The sequence below is a fragment of the Saccharopolyspora tripterygii genome, assembly GCF_054778355.1.
In genome coordinates this window covers 13146-33841 of record NZ_BAAGZP010000023.1, presented here as the reverse complement: position 1 = coordinate 33841, position 20696 = coordinate 13146, and the positions used below count along the sequence as shown (strand labels likewise).

20 protein-coding genes are annotated in these 20696 nt (G+C 70.5%); 7 read left to right on the top strand and 13 right to left on the bottom strand.

What is annotated here, in order from left to right:
• Positions 1–191 precede the first annotated feature (191 nt).
• Both ACYVF3_RS18505 and ACYVF3_RS18500 read left to right on the top strand, forming a co-directional pair.
• Complete coding sequence (locus tag ACYVF3_RS18505) at positions 192–1637, top strand: SulP family inorganic anion transporter (protein WP_461155478.1); 1446 nt, start codon at positions 192–194, stop codon at positions 1635–1637.
• 76 nt (positions 1638–1713) lie between these two features.
• Entirely contained in the window at positions 1714–2538 is an 825-nt protein-coding gene (locus tag ACYVF3_RS18500) for an SAM-dependent methyltransferase (protein ID WP_461155477.1), read from the top strand.
• Between the two features lie 100 nt (positions 2539–2638).
• Here the strand turns inward: ACYVF3_RS18500 and ACYVF3_RS18495 are convergent, their stop codons facing one another.
• The 7 genes from ACYVF3_RS18495 to ACYVF3_RS18465 all read right to left on the bottom strand — a co-directional run bounded on the left by ACYVF3_RS18495 (position 2639) and on the right by ACYVF3_RS18465 (position 9669).
• Complete coding sequence (locus ACYVF3_RS18495) at positions 2639–3220, bottom strand: TetR/AcrR family transcriptional regulator (RefSeq protein WP_461155476.1); 582 nt, start codon at positions 3218–3220, stop codon at positions 2639–2641.
• A gap of 357 nt (positions 3221–3577) precedes the next feature.
• Positions 3578–4129 carry an AAA family ATPase gene (locus ACYVF3_RS18490; protein ID WP_461155475.1) on the bottom strand — a complete coding sequence of 184 codons (552 nt, stop codon included), beginning with the start codon at positions 4127–4129 and terminating at the stop codon, positions 3578–3580.
• 149 nt (positions 4130–4278) lie between these two features.
• Positions 4279–5625 (bottom strand): MFS transporter, encoded by a 1347-nt coding sequence (locus tag ACYVF3_RS18485; RefSeq protein ID WP_461155474.1) that lies wholly within the window; start codon positions 5623–5625, stop codon positions 4279–4281.
• A gap of 163 nt (positions 5626–5788) precedes the next feature.
• Positions 5789–6703: an amidohydrolase family protein gene (locus ACYVF3_RS18480; protein WP_461155473.1), complete on the bottom strand. Its 915-nt coding sequence runs from the start codon at positions 6701–6703 to the stop codon at positions 5789–5791.
• A complete protein-coding gene (gene ligK, locus ACYVF3_RS18475; RefSeq protein WP_461155472.1) occupies positions 6693–7376 on the bottom strand; it encodes a 4-carboxy-4-hydroxy-2-oxoadipate aldolase/oxaloacetate decarboxylase in 684 nt (227 codons plus the stop codon). Before ligK ends, ACYVF3_RS18480 begins: the two co-directional genes overlap by 11 nt.
• A gap of 110 nt (positions 7377–7486) precedes the next feature.
• Positions 7487–8509: an amidohydrolase family protein gene (locus tag ACYVF3_RS18470; protein WP_461155471.1), complete on the bottom strand. Its 1023-nt coding sequence runs from the start codon at positions 8507–8509 to the stop codon at positions 7487–7489.
• Positions 8506–9669 (bottom strand): 4-oxalomesaconate tautomerase, encoded by a 1164-nt coding sequence (locus tag ACYVF3_RS18465; RefSeq protein ID WP_461155470.1) that lies wholly within the window; start codon positions 9667–9669, stop codon positions 8506–8508. The genes ACYVF3_RS18470 and ACYVF3_RS18465 overlap by 4 nt, the downstream gene beginning before the upstream one ends.
• 179 nt (positions 9670–9848) lie before the next feature.
• Here ACYVF3_RS18465 and ACYVF3_RS18460 point away from each other — a divergent pair, with 179 nt between their 5' ends.
• On the top strand, positions 9849–10796 hold the full coding sequence (locus ACYVF3_RS18460; RefSeq protein ID WP_461155469.1) for a sensor histidine kinase: 948 nt from the start codon (positions 9849–9851) through the stop codon (positions 10794–10796).
• 96 nt (positions 10797–10892) lie between these two features.
• Here ACYVF3_RS18460 and ACYVF3_RS18455 read toward each other — a convergent pair whose 3' ends face one another.
• From ACYVF3_RS18455 to ACYVF3_RS18445, 3 genes are all read right to left on the bottom strand, one after another.
• Positions 10893–12701 (bottom strand): hypothetical protein, encoded by a 1809-nt coding sequence (locus ACYVF3_RS18455; RefSeq protein ID WP_461155468.1) that lies wholly within the window; start codon positions 12699–12701, stop codon positions 10893–10895.
• A gap of 104 nt (positions 12702–12805) precedes the next feature.
• Positions 12806–13471, bottom strand: coding sequence for a response regulator transcription factor (locus ACYVF3_RS18450; protein WP_461155467.1), 666 nt, complete (start codon positions 13469–13471; stop codon positions 12806–12808).
• A complete protein-coding gene (locus tag ACYVF3_RS18445; RefSeq protein ID WP_461155466.1) occupies positions 13462–14013 on the bottom strand; it encodes a hypothetical protein in 552 nt (183 codons plus the stop codon). The genes ACYVF3_RS18450 and ACYVF3_RS18445 overlap by 10 nt, the downstream gene beginning before the upstream one ends.
• 147 nt (positions 14014–14160) lie before the next feature.
• On the opposite strand from ACYVF3_RS18445, the gene ACYVF3_RS18440 reads away from it, so the two are divergent.
• On the top strand, positions 14161–15981 hold the full coding sequence (locus ACYVF3_RS18440; protein WP_461155465.1) for an Hsp70 family protein: 1821 nt from the start codon (positions 14161–14163) through the stop codon (positions 15979–15981).
• On the opposite strand, the gene ACYVF3_RS18435 is transcribed toward ACYVF3_RS18440, so the two are convergent.
• The 3 genes from ACYVF3_RS18435 to ACYVF3_RS18425 all read right to left on the bottom strand — a co-directional run bounded on the left by ACYVF3_RS18435 (position 15982) and on the right by ACYVF3_RS18425 (position 17950).
• A complete protein-coding gene (locus ACYVF3_RS18435; protein ID WP_461155464.1) occupies positions 15982–16518 on the bottom strand; it encodes a sigma-70 family RNA polymerase sigma factor in 537 nt (178 codons plus the stop codon).
• A gap of 162 nt (positions 16519–16680) precedes the next feature.
• Positions 16681–17442, bottom strand: coding sequence for an IclR family transcriptional regulator (locus ACYVF3_RS18430; RefSeq protein WP_461155463.1), 762 nt, complete (start codon positions 17440–17442; stop codon positions 16681–16683).
• Positions 17443–17473: 31 nt separating this feature from the next.
• Entirely contained in the window at positions 17474–17950 is a 477-nt protein-coding gene (locus ACYVF3_RS18425) for a cupin domain-containing protein (RefSeq protein WP_461155462.1), read from the bottom strand.
• A gap of 112 nt (positions 17951–18062) precedes the next feature.
• On the opposite strand from ACYVF3_RS18425, the gene ACYVF3_RS18420 reads away from it, so the two are divergent.
• Genes ACYVF3_RS18420 through ACYVF3_RS18410 form a run of 3 tightly spaced genes read left to right on the top strand, consistent with a single transcriptional unit; the run spans position 18063 to position 20635 of the window.
• Complete coding sequence (locus tag ACYVF3_RS18420) at positions 18063–19163, top strand: LLM class flavin-dependent oxidoreductase (protein ID WP_461155461.1); 1101 nt, start codon at positions 18063–18065, stop codon at positions 19161–19163.
• 15 nt (positions 19164–19178) lie between these two features.
• Complete coding sequence (locus tag ACYVF3_RS18415) at positions 19179–20147, top strand: ABC transporter substrate-binding protein (RefSeq protein ID WP_461155460.1); 969 nt, start codon at positions 19179–19181, stop codon at positions 20145–20147.
• Between the two features lie 59 nt (positions 20148–20206).
• The gene (locus tag ACYVF3_RS18410; RefSeq protein WP_461155459.1) at positions 20207–20635 is read left to right on the top strand and encodes an HIT family protein; all 429 of its coding nucleotides are present in this window, start codon (positions 20207–20209) and stop codon (positions 20633–20635) included.
• Positions 20636–20696: the final 61 nt, after the last annotated feature.

The window sequence follows — 20696 nt, the reverse complement described above, 5'->3', positions numbered from 1 at the left end:
GGACCGTCCCCGCCCAGCGGATGTGCCCTCCTGCTCGTCTACCGTGTAGGCAGAGCTGCCGGGCAACGTCGCCCCTCTCCCCCGTTCGTCATGTCCCGCCGTGCGCGGTGGCGACGTCTCGCGCCGCGTTGCGGCGCCCGAGCAGTCTGGTCTTCCACGTGCCGAAACAGTTCCTGACCCGCCCTGCCTGGATGTCCCCGGCAGTCGCCCGCACCGAGATCCTCGGGGGCCTGGTCGTGGCCGTGGCGTTGATCCCGGAGGCGATCTCGTTCTCCATCATCGCCGGGGTCGATCCGAGCGTGGGGCTGTTCGCCTCGTTCACGATGGCCGTGGTCATCGCTATCGCGGGCGGCAGGCCCGCGATGATCTCGGCCGCCACCGGCGCGATCGCGCTGGTCGTGGCGCCGCTTGCCCGCGAGCACGGGATGGGCGTGCTGGTGGCCACCGTGATCCTGGGCGGGGTGTTCCAGGTGGCGTTGGGCGCGCTGGGCGTGGCGAAGCTGATGCGGTTCGTGCCGCGCAGCGTCATGGTCGGGTTCGTCAACTCCCTGGCCGTCCTGGTCTTCATGGCCCAGGTCCCCGAGCTCGTCGGCGTGCCGTGGCCGGTGTACCCGCTGTTCGCGGCAGGTCTGGTGATCATGGTGCTGTTCCCGAGGCTCACCAAGGCGGTCCCGGCCCCGCTGGTGTCGATCGTCGCGCTGACCGCAATGACGGTCGCCGCCGGCATCGCCGTGCCGACGGTCGGCGACAAGGGCGCGCTGCCCTCGTCGCTGCCGCTGCCCGGGATCCCGGACGTGCCCCTCACCCCGGACACGCTCAAGCTCATCGCTCCCTACGCGCTGGCGTTCGCGCTGGTCGGGCTGATGGAGTCGCTGATGACGGCGAAGCTGGTCGACGACATCACCGACACCCGCTCGAACAAGACCCGCGAGTCGATCGGGCAGGGCGTCGCCAACATCGTCACCGGTTTCTTCGGCGGCATGGGCGGCTGCGCGATGATCGGGCAGACCATGATCAACGTGAGGACGGCCGGGTCCCGGACGCGGTTGTCGACGTTCCTGGCCGGTGCCTTCCTGATGGTCCTGTGCATCGCGTTCGGACCGCTCGTCTCGCAGATCCCGATGGCCGCGCTGGTCGCGGTGATGGTGCTGGTCTCCATCGGCACCTTCGACTGGCACAGCATCGCGCCGAAGACCCTGAAGCGGATGCCCGCGGGCGAGATCGTCGTGATGGTGGTGACGGTGGCCTGCGTGATCGCCACCGGAAACCTGGCGATCGGCGTGGTCGTCGGATCGATCACCGCGATGGTCATCTTCGCCCGCCGCGTCGCGCACCTCGTCGAGGTCACCTCGGTCACCGACCCGGACGGCACCCAGATCGTCCACCACGTCACCGGCGAGCTGTTCTTCGCCTCCAGCAACGACCTCGTCCACCGGTTCGACTACGCCGCCGAACCCGGCGACGTGGTCATCGACCTCACCGACGCGCACATCTGGGACGCCTCCACCGTCGCCGCGCTCGACGACATCACCACCAGGTACGAGGCGCGCGGCAAGCGGGTCGAGATCGTGGGCCTCAACGAGGAGAGCGCGGCCATGCACGGCCGCCTGACCGGGGAGTTGTCCGGAAGCCATTGAGATGAGCGGGAAATCGTTGGACGAGTGAGGCACCCCGGACGTCGACACGGGGACCGCGACGCGCGATCATGACCCAATGCACGACGAGCGGCCCGTCACCGACATCGACACGACCTCGCCCAGCGTCGCCCGCGGTTACGACCACTGGCTGGGCGGCAAGGACAACTTCGAGGTCGACCGCACGATCCTCGACGCCATCGAGGAGATCGTGCCCGAGGCCAGGCCGCTGGCCCAGGAGAACCGGTACTGGCTGACCCGCGCCGTCCGGTTCCTGAGCTCGCCGCTGCACGCCGGGATCGACCAGTTCCTGGACCTGGGCTGCGGGCTTCCGACGATGCAGAACGTGCACCAGATCGCCCAGGCCAACAACCCCGACGCCGTCGTGGTCTACGTCGACAACGACCCGACCGTCGCCGCCTACGGACGCGCGATGCTCGCGGAGAACGAGAACACCCACTTCTCCATCAACGACCTGCGCCACCCCGACGACATCCTCGCCGACCCGGTCATCACCCGGAACCTGGACTTCGAGCGCCCGATCGCGCTGATCCACTCCGGCACCATGCACCACGTCGCCGAGCAGTACCGCCCGCGCGAGGTCATGCAGCGCTACGTCCGAGCGCTGCCGCCCGGCTCCTACGTGGCGATGTCGCACTTCAGCTGGCCCGAGGGCTCGGAGGAGCACCGGGAGCTGGCGGGCAAGATCGAGCGCACCCTGAACGAGATGGTCGAGTCCTGCTGGTGGCGCAGCAACGAGGAGGTCCTGACCTTCGTCGACGGCCTGGAGATCATGCCTCCCGGACTGGTCCGCACGGTCGACTGGTGGCCCGAAGGCCCCTCCCTCACCGCGAAGTCCGAGATCACCAACCTCATCTTCGGAGCAGTGGCCCGAAAGCCCTGACTACCCCGGCAGTTTTGGGGATCCTGGCAGTTTTGGTCCGAACCGCCCAGGATCGGTGTCCGTTTTGCCGGGTCAATTCGGACCAAAACCGCCCCGTCCGTCACCAACGGGCCGCTCGGTGTTCGATCTGCTTCGCGAAGTCCTCGAAGGCGGCGTTGACGCGGTCCTCGTCGCCCGTGGTGAGCAGGTCGATGAACAGACCTCGCAGCGTCGCCATCAGCGAGGTCGCCAGCGTGCGGGCCCGCGGCTCCGGGCACCCGTGGAGGACCAGGCCGGCGGCGATGAGGTCGATCCGCTGGTTCATCGAGGCCGCGACGGCCTTGGTCAGCGCGGGGTCCCCGTGCATCGCCCGGCCGGTGATCGCGACGAACAGCCGGACGTAGCGCAGCGAGTTCTCGCCGGTGGCCCGGCGCCAGATGGCGCGCACCGGATCCGGGTGGTCGCGCGGCATGTCGGGCAGCGACAGCGTTTCCGACAGCACCCGGTCGACGATCTCGGCGACCAGTCCGTCCTTGGAGCTGAAGTGGTGCACCAGGGTCGCGTGGCTGACCCCTGCCGATTGGGCGACCTTGCGCAGCGACAGCTCGTCGAGCCCTTCGTCCAGGGCGTGCTCCGTCGCGGCGGCGAGCACTTCGCCGCGACGGTGCTGGAAGCGCAACTTCCGGCCGTCGACCCGTTCCATGCGGTCAGAGTAGCGGGTCGGCCTGATTGATTGACCGATTGGTAGAGCTACTTTACAGTCGGTCGCGTTCCGGACCCTCGCTCCTGCGACGCACGTGTTCCCCGGGCGGCGCGTACCCGGGGAGCTCCGCGAGGGCTCGTCCGGTGCGCCCTGCGTACCGGGCGCTTCTCGAAAGAGGACGAAACCCATGGAGTTGCAGCGTTCCACCGATCATCGCCTCATCTCACGGGGTTTCGCGCTGATCGGGACGATCACGCGCACCTCGGCGGTCCACCTGTCCGCGCTGAGCCACGAGCCCGGGCGGACGGGACATCCGCTGCGGCGCCGGTCTTCGAGGGGGGACCGGCGCCGCGGCGATCACCGCCGGAGGATCGAGAGCAGCGCGCCGTAGGTGCTCTCGATCGCACCTTCTTCGCTGGTCAGCACCGTGACGGCCGGACGGGCGCGGATCACGTCCGCCAGGCGGTCGTGCATCTGGGCGAGGAAGGCGGCGCCGCCCTCCCGCTCCACGATCGTCTTGACCTGCCGGTGCCATTCCGCGTCGCCGCCACCACCGCGCCGCGCGAACCGCTCGACTGATCGCTGCTTGGTGTCCAGCAGCACGATCTCCCGGAACTCGGCGCCGTTCTGGCGCGCCACGGCCTCGAAGCGCTCGATCTCGGTGATGTTGCCGAGGAACTGCGGCAGCACGACGTCCCGCCCGCCGCTCAGGTGCGCACCGGCCATGCTCAGCGCCAAAGGCCGGATGATGTCACCGGTCTGGGCGAAGCGGTCGCGCCAGCCGCCGATCATCCCGCGCAGCCGGTCGATGTCCAATTCGAGCACCCCGGGGTGCTCGTCCGCGTACCGCCGGGCCAGCGTCGACTTGCCGATCCCGGGCGGACCGTTGAGATGCACCAGGCGAACCACGGAGCCAAGCCTACGAGCCCAGCGCGAACCACCTCCGGCATCGCCGTCGGCGTGTTCGGCCAATTCGTTTCCACTCCCCCGCGACCATCCGGTGAAGGCACGTTGAACGGCCTCCGGTGGAGCACCGGGCGGGCGCGGGGGCGAACTGCTCAGACGGATTCGGCGGCCTGCAGCCGGATCTTGCGGGTGGCAGGCCCGAACAGCGCGAGGGCGAGGGCGCCCACGATCCAGGTGCCGCCGATGAAGTAGAAGACCGTCATGTACCCGAATCCGCTGTAGAGCCCGGCGATGATCAGCGGACCCACCGCGTTGGACAGTCTGCCCACGCCGTAGGAGATCGACGTGCCCAGCGAGCGGCCGTCGGTGTCGTAGAGCTCCGGGGAGTAGGCGTAGGCCAGGGCGGTGTAGCCGCGCTCGAACAGGTTGACCATGAACCCGAAGACCACGACCAGCACCGGCACGAAGGTCAGCCCGTACAACAGGCCCGACGCGGCGATGATCAGCCCGAACACCACGAGGCACCACTTGCGCTCGAACCGGTCGGTGACCTGCGCGGCGAGGAACGATCCCAGCGGCGCACCGACGGTCGTCAGCGCGACGAAGAAGATGGAGTCCTCCACGCTGACGCCTTCGGCGGCCAGCAGGGTCGGGGCCCACGAGGAGAACCCGAAGAAGCCGATGGTCTGGGTGATCCACAGCACCGACAGCAGGAGCGTCGGGAGCAGGAACTTCTTCTGCTTGAGCAGTCTCAGACCGGGCGCGGCGGCGGGTTCGGCCGCCACCGGCTCCGCGGCGGCGGGCAGTTCGCCGTGCTCGGCGGCGGCCTGGGATTCCAGCGAGCGCAGCACCTCGTCGGCCTCGCCGTGACGACCACGCGATTCCAGCCACTGCGGGGATTCCACGAGCCCGCGCAGGAACACCAGGAACAGCACGCCCAGCGCGCCCCACAGGTAGACCAGGCGCCAGGTCTGCTCCCCCATCGGCACCACGAGCGAGGCGATGAGGTTGGTGGCCGGGGTGCCGCAGATGCCGATCATGATCACGTAGGCCTGGAACTTCCCGCGCTTCGCCCGCGGGAACACCTCGTTGAGGTAGACGACCGCGACCACGGTCATGGCCGACAGACCCGCGCTGGTCAGGACGCGGAACACGCCCATCGACAACATGTCCCACGCGAACACGGTCGCCAGCGACCAGACCGAGAACCACATCGTGGTCAGCGTCAGGGTGCGCTTGCGGCCCAGCCGGTCTGCCAGCCAGCCCGCCACGACCGAACCGAGGAACATGCCCACGAACGACGACGAGGTCACGTAGGCGATGTGGCTGACATCCGAACCCCACAGCACGCGCACCTTGGGGGCGGTGATGGCGAACGTGTTGATGTCGGCGAACTCGAAGAAGTAGGCGAACGCCAGGGCGACGATGGTGGTCTTGTGGAACCTGGAGATCGGCAACCGGTCGAGCCGGTTGGCGGAGTTGGTGGCGGAGTGCGGCACTGCGGTCTCCTGAGAACTGTTGCGGCGGAATTGCCTTGCCGGGCGGTGCGGGTAGCGGAACCTGAGCGCCGGTGCCGGCTGCTCAGGTGGTGCAAGAGGATGCGGCTCCGCCGCATTCGCCAACAGCCACTGGTGGAAGTGGGCGTCGTTGCCCGGACGTCGCTCAGCCCTGCTCTTCGGGCCAGTACAGGCGCATCGGGTTGTCCACCAGCAGCGCCTGCTGCTGCTCGGCGGTGACGGCGATCTGCGGGACGTGGTCCAGCAGCAGGCCGTCGTCGGGCATGTGATCGGTGAGGTTGGGGTGCGGCCAGTCCGTTCCCCACAGCACGCGGTCCGGGAACTCCGCGACGACCGCGCGGGCGAACGGGACGACGTCGCGGTAGGCGTGCCGCTGTCCGTCCAGCGCGGCAGGCCCGGTCCTGGTCAGGCGCTCCGGGCAGGACACCTTGACCCAGGCGCCGCTGCGACCCACGAAGTCGAGGAACGCGGTGAACTCCGGTCCTCCGGGATCCGCGGTGACGTCGGGACGTCCCATGTGGTCGATCACCAGCGGAACTGGAAGCGACAGGAAGAACTCCTCCAGGTCCGGCAGGTCCGGGGCTTCGAAGTAGAGGACGACGTGCCAGCCCAGCGGGGCGATCTTCGCGGCGATGGTCGTCAGCGCCTCGGTCGGCACGTCGTCGACCAGGCGCTTGACGAAGTTGAACCGGACGCCCCGAACCCCTGCTTCGTGCAGGCGTTCCAGCTCGTCCTCGGTGACATCGGCGCTCACCGAGGCGACGCCGCGCGCCCGCCCTCCAGAGGCGTGCAGCGCGTCGAGAAGGGCGGAGTTGTCGGTGCCGTGGCAGGTGGCCTGCACGATGACGTTGCGGGACAGGCCGAGGTGGTCGCGCAGCGCGAACAGCTGCTCCTGGGCCGCGTCCACCGGCGTGTACTTGCGCTCCGGCGCGAACGGGAACTGCTCGGCGGGTCCGAAGACGTGGCAGTGCGCGTCGACGGCGCCGTCGGGTGCGGTGAAGGCCGGTGCGCTCGGGTTCGGGTGCCAGGGCAGCCACCCTGGGGTCACCTCAGTCGACATAGGTCAGTCCCAGGTCCGCGAGCTTCGCGCGCATGTCGTAGAGGTCCAGGCCGAGCACGCCGTCCTGGAACCGCTCGCGCTTGCCCTCCTCGTTCGCCTCGCGCCGCGCCGCCGCGTCGGCGACCTCGGTGGCCCTGGCAGCGGGCACCACGACCACGCCGTCGGTGTCGGCGACGACGACGTCACCCGGGTTGACCAGCGCGTTGGCCACCACGACCGGGACGTTGACCGAGCCGAGGGTGGCTTTGACGGTGCCCTTGGCGTTGACGGCCCGGGAGAAGACCGGGAAGTCCATCTCGCGCAGGTCCTCCACGTCGCGGCAGCCGCCGTCGATGATCAGGCCCCTGGCGCCCCGGGCGCGCATCGACGTCGCGAGCAGTTCGCCGAAGAAGCCGTCCTCGCACTCGGTCGTGCAGCCGGCCACGACCACGTCACCGTCCTGCACCTGCTCGGTCGCCACGTGCAGCATCCAGTTGTCGCCGGGCTGCAGCAGAGCGGTGACGGCCGTGCCGCAGAGCTTCGCTCCCCGGTAGACGGGCCGGATGTAGGGGCGCATCAGGCCGACCCTGCCCATCGCCTCGTGCACCGTGGCCACTCCGAACCGCGACAGGGCCTCGACGGCCTCGCGATCGGCTCGCTGGACGGTGCGGTGGACTACTCCGAGTTCGTGCACGAGGACTCCTTCGTCGGTGGCGGGGTCATGAGTGGTGTGTGGATGGGGTGGGCTGTGGGTGGGGTGGGGAAGTTTTCATGAAAACTTCCCCACCCCACCCACAGCACCGCCTAGCGGCCTTGGGCGGTCAGACGGGCGTCGAGACGCGGGTAGGCGCGACGGGCGTTGCCCTCTTCGATCGCTGCGAGGGATTCGGCGGACAGACCGGCCTTCTCGACGTAGCGGCGGGTGTCGTCGAAGTGGTGACCGGTGCGCGGGTCGACCCCTCGGACGGCGCCGACCATCTCGGAGGCGAACAGCACGCTGGAGTGCGGGATCACGTCCAGGAGCAGGTCGATCCCGGGCTGGTGGTAGACGCACGTGTCGAAGAAGACGTTGCGCAGCAAGGCTTCCTCGGGATCGGGGCGGTCCATCGCCTGCGCGAGACCGCGAAAGCGACCCCAGTGGTAGGGAACCGCGCCGCCGCCGTGCGGGATGACCAGCCGCAGCTCGGGGAACTCGGTGAACAGATCGCCCTGCAGCAGTTGCATGAACGCCGTGGTGTCGGCGTTGAGGTAGTGCGCACCGGTGGTGTGGAACGCCGGGTTGCAGCTGGTCGACACGTGCACCATGGCGGGCAGTTCGAGCTCGGAGAGCTTCTCCCACAACGGGTACCAGGAGCGGTCGGTCAGCGGCGGCGCGTTCCAGCGCCCACCGGAGGGATCGGGGTTGATGTTCACCGCGACCGCGCCCAGGTCGACGACGCGCTCCAACTCGTCGAGGACGGTCGCCGGATCGACCCCGGGCGACTGGGGAAGCATGGCACCGAAGGCGAAGCGCTGCGGGTAGAGCTCGGCGACCCGGTGGCACAGGTCGTTGCAGATGCGCGCCCACGTCGAGGAGGTCTCGAAGTCGCCGATGTGGTGGGCCATGAACGACGCGCGCGGCGAGAACACGGTGACGTCGATGCCGCGCTCGTCCATCTGCCGCAGCTGCTGGGTCTCCAGCGATTCGCGGATCTCGTCGTCGCTGATGATCGGGCCGGCCGGATCGGGGCGCTTCGCCGGGTCGTCCAGCCCGGCGACCTGGGCGTCGCGCCAGCTGCCGAGCGGACCCGGAGCGGTGGTGTAGTGGCCGTGGACGTCGATGATCACGCGGATCGCTCCTTCGCGACGGTGTTCCAGTGGGAGGACGGGACGAGGACGTCGCCGGACATCAGCAGCCGCGCGGTGCGCAGCAGCGCCGAGCGCACGACCTTCTGCGGGTCATCGGGATCGAGCCCGAGGGTCACGCTGAACTCGCCGGAGGGGTGCTCCACCGACACCGTCGGTTCGTCGCCGGCGACGCGTGCGGCGACCCGGTGGGCGACGCTGCCCTCCAGGACGCAGGCGGTGGCGGCGGTGACCGCGGCGAGCACGCCGATCGACCGGTGGGCGACCCGGGGGATGAGGCTGCGGGTGGACACGCTGCCGCCGTGCCGCGGCGGCGCCACGAGCGTCATCTTCGGGTAGTTCTCGTCGGTGACGTCGCCGAGTCCCATGCGGTGACCGCAGATCAGGCGCAGCGCCTCCACCTTCGCCTTGAGCGCCTCGTCCCCGTCGATCTCGGCGGGCGACTCGTACCCGGTGGCCCCGAGCCGCGCTGCCTCGACGATGACCAGCGGCTGACCGTTGTCGATCAGCGTCACCTCGACCGGCCCGAGCTCGGCGATCTCGACGGTGTCCCGCACGTGGCCGGTGGGCAGCAGCGAGCCCGCCACCGATCCCGCGGTGTCGAGGAAGCCGATCTCGATGGGCGCTGCACCGCCGGGAACACCGTCGATGTGCGCCTCACCTGCGTAGTCGACGTGCCGCTGCCCGGATGGGCCGGCGGGCGTGCGCACGGTGATCTCGGCGACCATGCCGGTGTTGCGGGTGAGCACCCGGGCGGTGGTGCGGTCGCCCTCGGGCACGACCATCCCGGTCTCGACGGCGAACGGCAGCACCGCGGCCAGCATGTTCCCGCAGTTGGAGGTCACGTCGACGGCGGCGCCGCCGGGCTGCACCTGGCCGAAGGTCCACTCGACGTCGGTGCCCGGCCGCGCGCCCGGTGCGACGATGCCGACCTTGCTGGTCAGCGGGTGGGCTCCCCCGATCCCGTCGATCTGGCGCTCGTCGGGCGAGCCCAGCGCGGCCAGCAGCACGGCGTCGCGAGCGGCGGCGTCGGCGGGCAGCGCGCGCTCGTCGAAGAACGGTCCCCGCGAGGTGCCCCCTCGCATGAGCAGGCACGGGATCGCTGTCTGCGAACCCCGGTGGTGCGCGGTGTCGGCGGGCATGGCACTCCTCCATCGGGCCGCCGCGAGTGCGGCGCGTTCCGCTCGGCTGCCAGGAACCTAAACTATCGCCACGATTGTTCACAATCTTTTAGACAAAATCAGTCTCCATATTGCGCACCACTTCTGAGCAGCGGGACCGCAGCGAGAGCGCTCCCACGCGCACCGCTACGGTTCGAGGGATGCGTGCTCAGGAGAAGCGGGCCGTCGAGGCGGTGGCCGACCACCTCGCCGGGCTCTGCCACGCGCCCGACGCGTTCTCCCTCGCCCAGGTCATCGGCACCGCGCTCGGGGCGACCGGCTGCGCGTTCACCATCGCAGGCGAACGCCACCAGTGGGGACGCGGCGAAGACCGGTGGCTCAGCAAACCCGTCGAGTACGACGGCCGAGTGCAGGCCGTGCTCGCCGTGGCACCCGAATCCGCCGGGCCGCTGGACTCGCTGGCCGCCGTCCTCGGCCCCCCGCTCGTGGCGCTGCGGCTGGCCGCCGAGACCGACCGGCTCCGCCGCGACGGCGACGCCGCCGCACGCGAACTCGTCGACGACCGGTGGCGCACCACGGTCGAGATGGAGCAGGAACGACGCGGCCTCGAACGCGACCTGCACGACGGCGCGCAGCACCACCTCGTCGCGCTCAAGATGTCGATGGCCCTCGTCGAGCACACCGGCGCCACCCCGGAACGGCTCGCCGAACTGGAGTCCAAACTGGACGCCGCCGAAAAGGCGCTCACCGACACCGCCGCCGGGATCCTGCCGATCCCGCTGTCCACCGAAGGGCTCGCGGGCGCGCTGCGCGCCGAACTCGACGCGCACTCCGACGTCGTCCTCGACACCACCGGATTCCTGCGCCGCTACCCGCCGCTCGTCGAATCCACCGTGTACTTCGCGTGCTTGGAAGCCGTGAACAACGCGCACAAGCACGCACCCGGAGCGACCATCCGCGTCACCGTCCGCGACAACGCCGCAGGACTCGAATTCGTCGTCTCCGACGACGGGCCCGGGTTCACCATCACCGGGCGCAACAAGGGACTGCCGAACCTCTCCGCCAGGATGGCCACCGTCGGCGGGAGGATCGACGTGAGATCAGCACCAGGACGAGGAACGACGATCACGGCCTTCGTACCGCGCTGATCTGTTCCGGTCTCGTTCTGCGCGGTCGTGCGGGTGGGGTGGGGAAGTTTTCATGAAAACTTCCCCACCCCACCCACAGCACCCCACCCACAACTGTCAGGTTTGCAGGAGGCCTTCTGCTGTGCGGACGAGGACGTCGCAGGCTGCGGCGTCCCGGCCTCCGGTGATCGGGCGGACCGCGTGCGCTCGCCAGCGGTCGGCCGCCCGGTGAGCCGCGACGCGGACCTGCTCGTCGTTGGCCTCCGGTTCCAGACCCAGGCGGGAACGCGGGTCCGCGCCTTCGGCACCGAGCAGTCGGGCAGCGGCCTCGCTCGCCCCGCGCAGCAGGCGGGTGTCGCCGCGCACGAGCTCGTCGAGCAGGTCCAGCTCGGTGATCTCGTGGGCTTCCGTCGCGATCCGGTCCACCGACCAGCGCAGCGGGTGATCCGCGGGCAGTCCCGGCAGCAGCGCCCGGGCCGAGACGATCGCGCGCCGCGCCGCGATCACCGGTGTCCAGGTGACCAGCCTGCGCGCCACCTCGTCCGCGGTCGCGGTCTCGCTGAGCTCCACCCGGTGCCGGCCTCGGCGCAACGTCGCGCAGAACTCGGGCGTGGGCGGGACCCGGCACAGCACCGCGTCGACCGAACCGCGCGGGCCGTCGTCGGCCAGGATCTCCTCCGCCAGCTGCCGATCCGCCGGTCCCCCGGCGAACACCACGGTCACCCCCAGCAGGGACGCGCTGTCGACCTCCGCGGAGTCCGGTCCGGCGGCGTCGGAGACGATCGCCAGGCGCGGCGGCTGCACCAGCCGTGCCGCGATGCTGTCCCAGCCCGCCCTGCCGGGTCCCGCGCCCGCCGCTTCCTGCCCCTGCTTGACCAGGTCCGAGACGAGCTGGAACAGCGCGCTCGCCTCGCCCTGCGACGTCGTGGTGCTCGTCGTCCGGTCCGCCAGCCGCACCGTCACCACCGCCGCGCCCCCGGTCACGGCGCACTCCATCGCCCCACCCAGGACGCCGAGGCGTTCGGCGTCCTGGTGCAGCGCGGCGCGCAGGTCCCCCGCCGACAGGTCACCGACCGAGGCCCGCAGCCGCGCGCCCAGCGCCTCGTCGCGCACGAACTCCACCTCGACGGTGGGATCGTCGCGGTTGATCCCGTCGCCCGCCAGCAGGTTCAGCACCGCCGCGACCGCGTGGTAGAAACCGGACTCGATCTGCCAGCCCACGCGCCTGCCCAGATCCCCGGCGAACCTGACGCGGTGCGGCAACGTCGCCGCCAGCTCCTCCAACGCCGCCCGGGGCCCGCGGTCGGGCAGCATCGCCGGGTACACGCCGCGCACCACGGTCCGGAACGTGTCGAGCATGTCGTCCACCGCGGTGCCGATCTCGGCGATCCGGGCCACCTCGCTGCCCTCCGCGAGCTGCTCGCCGAAACCGCGCAAGCGCCGGCGCAGGTCGTCGAGGTCGCGCAGGGTCGAGGTCGTGATCGCGCGAACGAGCCTGCGCCGCTCCAGATCGCGCACGTGCGCCAAGCGCTCGCGCGCGGTGGTGACCTCGCCGCGCAACTCCCGGAACCGCTCCGCCGCGCGCTCGTGGCCCTCCCGCAACCCCTCGGAGTCCGCGGTCACCGCCAGCCAGCCCGCCGTCTCCCGCAACGCCGCCTGCTCCTTGGCACCCCACCGCCGGGCACTCCCGACCAGCAGCATCCCGCCACCGCGCACCGGTTCGCGGGCCGACTCCTCGCCGAGTCCGCTGTGGCCGGCGTCCGGAGAGGCGGCCACCACGTCGAAGTCCTCGGGACGTCCCGCAGCGGGCACGCAGTACGCGGCGCGACCGCCGACGGCGTCCGCCAGCTGATCGACCAGAGCGCCGATCAACCTCTCCTGGGGCACGGACGCCACGACCTCGTGGGCGCGCCGGTTCTTGCGCATGCGGGCCTTTCAGTACGCGGCCGCGGCCGCGGTTCCAGGTGTGGCGTCGTGCCGCGCGGGCACGTCCGGTTCCGCTGGGCGGGTCGAGCGCGGGAACACCGGGCTCACCCTTCGATCCGGCTCGACCTCAGGTAGGCGAGCACCGCGAGCACCCGGCGGTGGTGGACCGCCTGATCGCGCGGGAGCCCGAGCTTGGTGAAGATCGACGCGGTGTGCTTCTCGACGACCTTGGCGGAGACGTAGAGCTCCTTGGCGATCGCGTTGTTGGCGTGCCCCTCGGCCATCAGCCGCAGCACGTCCTGCTCCCGGTCGGTGAGCGTCGAGATCGGACTGTCCGCCCGACCGGCGGGGGCCTCGACCAGCCGCTTCGCGAGTGTCGGTTCGATCACGATCTCACCGGCGGTGATGCGGTCCAGCGTGTCGGCGAGCACCTGCACGCCGGCGACCCGCTCCTTGAGCCGGTAGCCGATGCGCTCGGCACCGATCTCCAGCACGCGCATCAGGTAGTGCGTCTCGGCGTAGTGCGACAGCAGCAGCAGACCGGTCTCCGGGCTGCGCGCGCGGATCTTCTCCGCGGTGGTCAGACCGCCGTCGGGTTCCGGTGGCATGCGGATGTCGAGGACCGCCACGTCCACCTGCTCGGTGGCCACGATGCCCAGCAGCGAATCGCCGTCGCCGACGCAGCCGACCACCTCGTGGCCGGCGGCCTGCAGCAGCAGGACGAGTCCTTCCCGGAACAGCGCGCCGTCCTCGGCGATGGCTACCCGCACAGCAGCACCGCCCTCAGGTTCCGCCGCACCCGGGATCCCGGTCGTTGTTCGGTGATGCGCACCCGCACGAACCTCCTGCCTCGCACCCGCACCCGCACGGTCGTGCCGGGCTCCAGCGTAGCCAGGCGATCCGCGACCAGGAGCCCGGTCCGGAGCCTGCCCTGCGAGCTGAGCTCGTGATCGGGCAGGTCCAGACCCAGCCGCAGGTCGAAGCGCTCGGCGACCGACACGCACGTCGGTTCCAGTCCCTCGGCGAGAACCGGCGGGTGGATCAGGCCGCCGAGCTGGCGGACGTTCTCGATGAGCGAGAAGACCGTCTCCCGGAGGACCTCCACGTGGGAGGCCAGGCGCAGGTCGGCGACCCCGGCGGAGAACAGGTCCAGCTCGACCGCGAGCGCCGACAGACCGGCGGCGGGTCCGTCGTTGAGCTCCCGCTCCAGCTCGAAGCGGTACCGCGCGGTGCTGCGTCCGGGTACGCGCAGCCAACCGGGCAGCCACGTACCGCCGCCCCGCACGTTGTACCTGCGCGCAGTCCCGACCATCGTCCCAGCCTCGCGCGAGTGGCTGCCCGGCAAAAGGGTGCCAGCCCGTTGCGAAGGTAGGGCTATCCCCACCGTTTTGCTCCAGGCATAGGGTTGACGCGGCTGCAGTTGTGATTATCTTTTGCTGACGCGAAGGGAGCACACAAGGTGCGTTACGGCGTTGGCATCGACCTCGGGACTTCGTTCACCTCCGCCGCGGTCAGCGGCCCGGCTGGTACCCGCATGGTGTCGTTGTCGTCCGGAGTGGTCGTCCCCTCGGTAGCGCACCCCGCACCCGACGGTGCGCTGCTCACCGGAGAGTCCGCTCTGGGCGCGGTGTCCGACTCGGCCCAGGTGGCCCGGAACTTCAAGCGCAGGCTGGGCGATCCCACACCGCTGGTGCTCGGCGGTTCGGCTTACTCGCCCGCCGCGCTGATGGCCGCGCAGCTGCGCGACGTGCTCGACACCGTGACCCGCGAGATGGGCGCCGCGCCGGAATCCGTCGCGCTGACCTACCCCGCGATCTGGGGTCCGTACCGGCAGGAGCACTTCACCGAGGTCCCGCGGCTGGCGGGCGTGGAGGACTTCCGCCTGATCACCGAACCGGAAGCGGCGGCGACCCACTACTCCACCGAGCGCAGGCTCGACGACGGCGAGGTCGTGGCCGTCTACGACCTCGGCGGCGGCACGTTCGACACGACCATCCTGCGGATGCGCGCCGGTCGCATGGAGATCCTGGGAACGCCGGAGGGCATCGAGCACCTCGGCGGCATCGACTTCGACGAGGCGCTGCTGGCGCACATCGACCAGCGGCTCGACGGCGCGATCAGCAGGCTCGACGTCACCGACCCCCGGGCCGCGTCCGCTCTCGCGACGATCCAGGCGATGTCGGTGCGCGCCAAGGAAGAGCTCTCCACCGAGCCGGACGTGAACCTGACCATCCCGCTGCCCTCCGGGCCGCGCGGCGTCACGATCACGCGGCTGGAGTTCAACGAGATGATCCGGCCGTCGGTCCAGCTCACCACCGAGGCGCTGCACCGGACCACGGTCTCGGCCGGGATCCGCGCCGAGGACCTCTCCGCGGTCCTGCTGGCCGGGGGTTCCTCCAGGGTCCCGCTGGTGGCGCAGATGCTCTCCCAGGAGTTCAACAAGCCCGTCCGGGTCACCCTGCACCCGAAGTTCACCGTCGCCCTGGGCGCGGCGCGCACCGCAACGCAGCCCCGGCCCGCCCCCGCTGCCGACGGGACACCGGAAACCGGTGCCGCGCAGCCGGTTCCCGAACCGCCGACGCGGAAGAGGAAGGGCTGGCTGGTGCCGGTCGTCGCGGCGGCGGCCGCGCTGGTGATCGGCGTGGGCATCACCATCTTCGCCACCACCGACGGCGAGTCCGACGCCCCTGGAGGCGCGGTCGCCGAGAAGCCGGCTCCACCGGACGGTCCGCTGAACGTGTTCGCGGGCAAGCCGATCAGCCCGTTCGCCGGGTACCTGGGTTCCGACGTCAACTGGGGCGGTTCCTACATCTTCGACGAGGTCACCGAGCAGGGAACGGTCATCAAGGCGACCACCGACCGGGCCAACAACGGCCTGCGGGTGTCCTGGATGGAGAACAAGCCGGCCCAGGTGTACCTGCAGACCGACGAGCCCCGCACCCCGCTCGATCTCAGGGCCTACTCCGAGAACGGTGGCGCGCTGGTCTTCGACGCGATCGTGCACACCGCTCCGACCGGCAACAGCACGAAGATCGGCATGCACTGCGAATTCCCCTGCCGCTCGGAGGTTTCCGCGACCAAGCTGTTCAGCGGCATGACGCCGGAACGCCGCTCGACGGTGAAGATCCCGCTGTCGTGCTTCGTGAGCGGAGGTCTCGATCCGCGGCGGGTCAACACGCCGTTCCTGGTGTGGTCCCAGCGGCAGATGGACGTCACGTTCGCCGACGTGCGCGTCGAGGCCGAGGTGCCCGACGCGACCCCGTGCCACGCGCTGAGCTGATCAGGCCGCTTCCAGCATCGGGGCGGGGAACCGGTCGCGCAGCGAGCGGATCGCGTGGTGCAGGCGGCTTTTCACCGTTCCGACCGGGACGCCGAGCGCCGTGGCCGCGGACGCGGTGGTGCGGTCGGTGACGTAGACCTCGACGACCGCGCTGCGGTGGGCGGGCGAGAGGTGGTCGAGCAGCTCGTCGACGACCATCCGGCTCTCGACCTCGTCGCTGGGCGCCGACTGCACGGCCTTGTTCGCCAGGTCCTCGCTCTCGAAGGCCACCTCGGTCGGCCGGGCCTTGCGGCTGCGGTGCTGGTCGATCGCCACGTTGTGGGCGACGCGCAGCAGCCAGCCGCGCACCGATCCGTTGCCGTTGCTGAGCCGGTCGGCGTGCCGCCACGCGCGCAGCCACGTCTCCTGCACGATGTCCTCGGCGAGGTACCGGTCACCGGCCAAGCGCGTGGCGTAGGAGAGCAGCGCAGCGCCGTGCTCGCGAATGACACCGTCCATGTCGGTAGCTACGGGCCGAATGGTGCTCTGGGTGTCCATTTCGCTCTTCCTCTCTCGACGGGTGATCCGGGAAGCCCTACCCGGCCGTGTCTAAGAGGAATGCTTCCGCGTTTCGCGGCAGGAGTCGTCGGGTCTGTCCCTCCGTTCCCCGGTGCTGTCCCGCACTTTCGAGGGTGGCTGACCCGCCCGTCGGAGGTAGGGCTATCCCCCACCTCCCGACGTCCGGTAGAGGGACGAGAGCTCCCGCGCCGTGCCGGTGACCGCCTCCACCAGCTCGTTCATCCGGTCGTCGCCGAAGCGGACGGTGGGGCCCTGCACGACGACCGCGGCGATGACGTGCCCGGTGTGATCGTGCACCGGGGCGGCGACCGAGCGCACGCCCACGAGACGCTCCTCATCGTTCAACGCGTGACCGCGCGAGCGGATACGGCGGAGTTCGGCGTCGAGTTCGGAGTGGGTGGTGATCGTGGACGGCGTGTGGCGCTCGAACGGCTCGGGCATCCTCGCCGGTTCGGTGCCGAAGGCCAGCAACGTCTTGCCCATCGCGCACACGTGGATCGGGTTGCGAGCACCGGGTTCCTGGTCGTAGCGCAACGGGTGCGTCGAGGGGATCTGCACCAGCACCGCCACCTCGTCACCGATGCGCGTGCCGAGGCTGACGGCCTCCCCGGTCCGGTCGCGCAGCGCGGTGAGGACGGGCTGCATGACGGTCGTCCCCATGCGCTCCAGCGCGAGCCTGCCGAGGATCGCGGTGGTGGGGCCGAGGAAGTAGCGCTCGCCACCGGGGTCCTGCGCGAGCATGTCGGCGGCGTGCAGCGCGCTCATGATGCGGTGGGCGGTGCTCACGGTCAGGCCGAGCCGGGTCGCCACGGCGGTGGGCGTGAGCTGCTCCTCCTTCTCGAAGCAGCGCAGGACCGCCATCGCCCGGTCCACCGACTGGGTGCCGGAACGCGCGCCGGTCATCGCCGCCCCTCGCGGGCGCCGGGACAGCCGTTCACCCGCACTCCCCGGAGTTCTCGGCGTTCGGGTCGACCTCGGCCCACAGACTCGGCAGGTTCACCACGATGCCCTCCTGGGTGCTGCGGGCGATCACCACCACCGCTTCCTCGTCGGAGGCCGGGTTCTCCTCGCGGTGCGGGACGTAGGGCGGGACGAAGATGTAGTCGCCCGGCTCGGTCTCGATCCGGACCTCGTCCGCACCTTCGGCGAAGACGAACACCGGGTGCCCGGACACCACGTAGATCGCGGTCTCGGCCTCACCGTGGTGGTGGTCGCCGGAGTTGGTCTCCGGCCCGACGTGGGTGCGTCCCATCCACAGCTTCTCCGAGCCGACGGACTTGCCCGAGATGGCCTCGAACCGCCGCATCCCCGAGGTCTGATTGGTGTCCGACGTGAGCCCGCCGCCCCGGATGTGCTCCAGCCGCTGGTGCCAGTCCGCGGTGCCGTCGGGGCGATTGTCGTTGCCTGACAAGGACTTCTCCTCGCTGTTCTTACATAGTGGTCGGCCTTGATGACCACACTGTCACGTTCATACCGTGTGGGACGTTCATATTGCAATGTGGGACGGCAGATCGGAGCGGCAGATGGCCGTCGAGTTCGTGGGAATGATCCGCACCGCAGACACCTCGGAGATCCACCCGCCGAGCGGCCCGAGCGTCGACCGCGACTACCTGCGCCGATTCGCCCGGGCGCACGAGGAAGCCGGGTTCGACCGGGTCCTGATCGGCTACCACTCGTGGGACGCCGACGGCTTCTCCGTCGCGAGCTACGCCGCCGCCCACACCGAGCGACTGGGCTTCCTGCTCGCGCACCGGCCCGGCTTCGTCGCCCCGACGCTGGCCGCGCGCAAGCTGGCCACGCTGGACCAGCTGATCGGCGGGCGGCTCGCGATGCACGTCATCAGCGGTGCCAGCGAGACGGAGCAGCGCCGCGACGGGGACTACTCGGACAAGCCCGCCCGCTACCGCCGCACCGACGAGTACCTCGACGTCGTGCGGCGGGTCTGGGCCTCCGAGGAGCCGATCGACCACGAAGGCGAGTTCTACCGGTTCGCCGGTGCCCGCTCCGAGGTCAAGCCGGTCGACGGGACGCTGCCGATCTACTTCGGCGGGTCCTCGCCGGACGCCTACCGCGTCGGCGGCAAGCACGCCGACGTGTTCGCGCTCTGGGGCGAGCCGCTGGCCGAGACCGCCGAGCAGATCGCCGCGGTGCGCCAGGCCGCGGCCGCGCAGGGCCGGGACCCCGGCGAGCTGGGGTTCTCGGTGTCGTTCCGGCCGATCATCGGCCGCACCGACGAGGAGGCGTGGGAACGCGCCCACGGCATCCTCAACACCATCACCTCCCGCAGCTCCGGATCGCCGGGCGCGATGCTGGCGTTCCCGTCGGCGGAGCGCGGCGTCGGTTCCCAGCGGCTGCTCGACGCCGCCGACAAGGGCGATCGCCACGACCGCGCGCTGTGGACGGCACCGGCTAGGGCCACCGGCGCGGCCGGGAACTCCACGGCGCTGGTGGGAAGCCCGGAGACGGTCGCCCGGGCGTTGCTGGACTACGTCGACATCGGTGTCACCACGCTGCTGATCCGCGGGTACGACCCGCTGGAGGACGTCGTGGACTGGGGACAGCACCTGCTCCCGCTGGTCCGCCAGGAACTGGCGCACCGATCCCGTCCCGCGCACGCGGGCTGACCCGGAAGGACCGTGGTGTTCTCTCTCCCGCCGGCACGCCGGCTCATCGCCGTTCTCGCCTCGCTGCTGGTCGCGGTCGCGACGATGACGGCGTGCGGTTCCTCGGACGACCGGGTGGTGCTGCGCGTCGGCGACCAGACCGGTGAGACGCAATCCCGGCTGCGCGAGGCAGGTCTCCTCGACGACCTGCCCTACGAGATCGAGTGGTCCCGGTTCCCCGCTGCGGTCAACCTGCACGAGGCGTTGCGCGCCGACGCGATCGACATCGGATCGGCGGCCGACTCGCCCACGGTGTCGGCGATCGCCGGGGGATCGCGGATCAAGGCCGTCGCCGCGTGGAACAACGGCGGCAAGGGCACGTTCATCCTCGTCCCGGCCAACAGCCCGATCCGGGACCTGGCCGATCTCAAGGGAAAGCGGATCTCGCCGAGCACGCGCGGCAGCGTCGCGCACTACCTCGTCCTGGGCGCGCTGGACGAGGCTGGTCTCCAGGAGTCCGACGCCACGCTCAACTACCTGGCCCCCACCGACGCGAGCTCGGCGTTCTCCACCGGGAGCATCGACGCGTGGGCCACGTGGGGCGTCTACGCGGCCCGCACTCGCGGCCAGTTGGGAGCGCGCGTGCTCACCGACGGCGCGGGCATCAACAGCGGTCTCAGCGTGCTCAGCGCGACGGACACCGCCGCGAAGGACCCGGCGAAGCGCAGGGCCATCGCGGACTTCAGCTCTCGCGTGGACCGCAGCTACGAGTGGGCGAGGCAGAACCCGCAGGACTTCGACCGCTGGTACGCGAAGTTCGCCCGCCAGCCCATCGAAGTCGCCACCCAGGTCCGCTCGGAGCAGATCGCCTACCGACGCATCCCGATCGACGACGCCTTCGCGGCCCAGCTGCAGAACACCTTCGACACCTGGACCCGGGCGGGAGTCCTCCAAGGGCAGCACAACCTCCGCGACTACATCGACCCGTCCTTGAGCACCCCGTGACCGAGCGCGGCCGGGAAAACCCCCGGCGCTGGGGGTTTTCCTGCCGCTAGGCTCGACGCATGGGTGATCAGTGCATTTTCTGCGGGATCGTGGCCGGCGAGGTTCCGAGCGCGAAGGTGACCGAGGACGACACGACGTGCGCGTTCATGGACATCAACCCGGCGTCGGACGGCCACCTGCTGGTCGTCCCCAAGCGGCACAGCCAGGACCTCTTCGACATCCCGGCCGATGACCTCAGCGCCGTCACGCTGACCGCGCAGCGGGTCGCCAAAGCCGTGTCCCTGGAGTTCGGCGCGGACGGGGTGAACCTGCTCAACTGCTGCGGCGCCGATGCGTGGCAGTCGGTGTTCCACTTCCACCTGCACGTGATCCCGCGCTACACCGACAAGACCAAGGACGGTCTGACGCTGCCCTGGACGCCCGGCGTGCCGGGCGACGCGAACGTGATCGCCGAACTGGGCGGCCGCCTCGCCGACGCCCTGAGCTGACCAGCTCCCCGGACCGCCGGATTCCGGAGTCCGAACGCCCGCTTTACGACCGCCCGGACCT